Source organism: Streptomyces sp. MUM 2J, assembly GCF_022414535.1.
GTDB lineage: Bacteria > Actinomycetota > Actinomycetes > Streptomycetales > Streptomycetaceae > Streptomyces.
The window spans coordinates 1-3,303 of the sequence record NZ_JADWYM010000094.1; the positions used below are offsets into that span (position 1 = coordinate 1).

General features: G+C 71.4%; 2 protein-coding genes. Both read left to right on the forward strand.

Translation table 11 applies throughout. The annotated features are described in order from the left end of the window. Nucleotides 1–2,438, forward strand: a 2,438-nt coding sequence (locus tag I3F54_RS31755; RefSeq protein ID WP_275677179.1) for a polymorphic toxin-type HINT domain-containing protein, incomplete at its 5' end; no start/stop codon positions are given. A gap of 14 nt (nucleotides 2,439–2,452) precedes the next feature. After that, nucleotides 2,453–3,058 carry a hypothetical protein gene (locus tag I3F54_RS31760; protein ID WP_240122388.1) on the forward strand — a complete coding sequence of 202 codons (606 nt, stop codon included), beginning with the start codon at nucleotides 2,453–2,455 and terminating at the stop codon, nucleotides 3,056–3,058. Nucleotides 3,059–3,303: the final 245 nt, after the last annotated feature.

The following is a 3,303-nucleotide window of genomic DNA, read 5'->3' on the forward strand; positions in this document are numbered from 1 at the left end:
CCGCGGCCACCCGCGCGGAGGCCGCCGCCAAGCGCGCCCGCTCCGCCGCGGACGCCGCCGCGGCCGCCAAGCTGAAGGCGGACGCCGCGGTGAAGACCGCGACCAGCGCCGCCGCGGACGCCATCGCGGCCTCGCAGCACGCCGCCTCCGAGGCCAAGACGGCCGTCGCCGTCGCCGACCAGGCGCAGGCGCACGCCAAGGACGCCCGCACCCAGGCAGACGCGGGGAAGGCGGAGGCCGCCAAGGCCATGGCAGCCTCGGCCAAGGCGGCCGGGTTCGCCTACGTCACCGCCCAGGCCGCGGTCGACGCCGGCAATGCGGCCGCCCAGGTCGCCCAGCCCGCCAACGACGCCATCCAACTCGGTTCGCCCTACGTCACCACCGACTCGGCGGCGGCGCTGGTGGTGGTGAGCGGACAGGCGTCGAAGTCGATCGCCGAGCAGCAGAAGGCCGTTGCCGACGCGCACGCGAAGAACGCGCAGGCCGAGGCCGCCGCCGCCAAGGCGCTGGCCGAACAGGCGAAGGGCGACGCCAAGGAGGCGTACGTCCACGCGGCGAACGCCGCCGGGCACGCCGCGAACGCCCGCACCTACGCCAAGGAGGCCCTCGGCTACGCGGCCGCCGCGGCCGCCGCGGCGTCGAAGGCGGCCGCGTCCCTGGCCCGCACCGTCGAGCACGACCGCCAGGCCGGCGAGGACGCGGCGGCCGCCGACAAGGCGGCGGGCCGCGCCGAGGGCTACGCCGAAGCCGCCCGCGACAGCGCCGACCAGGCCGCCCTGGACGCCTCCGCGGCCCGTGCGGCTGCGGCCCAGGCCGAACAGTTCGCCCAGGAGGCCCGCGCGGCGGCCGATCGCGCCGCCGCGGCGGCCACCGAGGCCGAACAGGCGGCGAAGGACGCCGACAAGTACGCCAAGGAGGCCCAGGAGGCCGCCAACCGGGCCGAGGAGGTGGCGCACGCCAAGGAGATCAGCGACGGGACCGTGCCCGACGGGAACGGCGACTCGATCGGCAACGTGTTCTACGTCGTCGACCACATCGAGAGCGTCGGCGACCCGGAGGTCGTGAAGAAGACGGGCGGCTGCGACGGCTGGATCGACAAGCTGTTCTACAAGGGCGACTGCACGATCACCGAGAAGATCCGGTACAAGGCGGTCCTCGACCTGTACCTGTGCACCGCGCAGGACCTGGACCCGCAGAAGTACACGTGTCCCTCCGCGGCCACGGACTACCTCGGCCAGATCCACACCAAGGAACTGTCCCAGACGGTCACGCACACCATCACCATCGCGGAGTACCAGGCGAACATCGACCCGGTCGACATCCTCTTCGGCAGCTGGATCAAGTGCGCCCAGAAGCTGACCCCCGGGGGTGAGTCGGGAAGCTGGGGCGGCTGCGCCTGGACGGCCGTGGACGTCGCGAGCGTGTTCGCGGGCAAGGCTATCCGTCCCATCGCGGACGCGGTGCGCGCCGTGGACGCCGCGTTCGTGACGGGCGTCGGTGTCCGGGACGCGTTCAAGGCGCTCAAGGCGCTGGAAGGCGTGGACGCGGCGGCGGTCGCCGCGATCGAGCGGGAAGTCCAGATCTACGAGGAACTCCGCACGGCGTGCCAGACCAACAGCTTCCCCGGCAGCACCGAGGTGGTCCTCGCCGACGGCAGGCGCAAGGCGCTGCGTGAGGTACGGACCGGAGACCTGCTCCTGGCCGCCGACCCGGGGACCGGCCGCACCCGCGGCGAGCCGGTCACCCGCACCTTCCACCACGGCGCCGCCGACCTGGTCGACGTGACGCTGACGGACGGCGGCCGCCTCACCAGCACGCCCGGACACAAGTTCTTCGTGACCGGCCGCGGCTGGACCCCGGCCACCGATCTGCGGCCCGGGTACGTCCTGCCCACCCCGGACGGCGTCCGCACCGTGGCCGCGCTGACCGACCGGCACGAGGCGAAGCCCCGGACGGTGTACGACCTGACCGTCGCCGGCCTGCACACCTTCTACGCCGTGGCCGGCGACAGCCCGGTCCTGGTCCACAACTGCAACGACCTCGTGTTCGACGGGAACAGGTTCCCCGGGCTGGCCCACACGCTCGACGAGCACACGGCGGGCGTCGTCAGCGTGCAGCGCGCGGTGGATCTGGCAATCGAGAAGACCAGGAAGTACGGGCGGACCACGCCGAACAGCCTGTTCACCGACCAGCAGACCGCCCAGCAGGTGGTGGACTACGCGCTGGCCAACAACGCCAACCGCATCAGGACCTGGCTCCAGAAGACCAGGGACCCGGACCTGGACTGGGAGGGATTCTTCGGGGCGAAGAACTCGCTCGGCAAGGTCTACTACCCGGACAAGAGCGTGAAGGTGGCCGGCAACGGCTTCTACATCAAGCTCGTGCGCTCCAAGGGTCACAAGGGCGGCTTCTACGTGCAGACGTGCTATCCGAAGTAAGGAGGTAAGGCACTGTGCCACGCTTCACGGAGTTCGACTTCGGGGTGTCCCGGGTCATGGGTCTCTTCCACCAGGACTGGATCCATGACGGGGACACGGCCGCCGAGGTCGTCGCGAACCATCTCTCGGGGTCGGTCCCCGAGGAGGCCCTGGCGGTGCGCCGCGACGCCTGGGTGCTGGCTGCCCTCCCCGCGGAATCACTGGAGGTGCTGTGGTACGCCGGAGCGGAGTACCTGCCGGACTTCGACCGGCTCGGGGGAGGAACGCGGTGGACCCGGACCGTCGTGGAACTCTGTGACGCCCGGCTGTCGGCGGAACCCGACGTGTCCGCGCTGACCGGCGCGGACACCGAGGACGGCACGGACTGCCTCGACGCGGTGGTCGCCGAGATCGAGGCAACGCGGTTCCTGCCCGCCGAGGTGCGGGCGGCGCTCGTCGTCTGCGCGCGCCGGTGCACTCCTGACCTGGCTTTCCGGATCCTGCTGAGGGCGATCAGATCGGCGGCCATGGACGCCGTGCTCTCCCCGGACCAGTACCGGAGACTGGAGGCCGTCGGATCGGCCCTCCGGTACGGCGAGTTCCTGGTGGACTCGGTCAGATACCGGGTCCACCAGCCCTAGTACGTGCTCCAGCCGGATTTCGCTGTCTGACCTGGTCTTTCACCGGGCGGTGGGAATGTAGCGTGACGTCGGTCTCACGGGGACCGCCCCTCGATCGTGCGACCACGCCGCAGGTGGTGACAGCGGCGGGGCAGCCTCCGAGGGTGATCACCGAGCATGCTGCCGCGCAGCCGTAGTACTAGGGCCTGTTCCAGGTTCGGATCATGTTGGTCGGAGGCTGCGGATCCAGATCACGGCACCGCGTA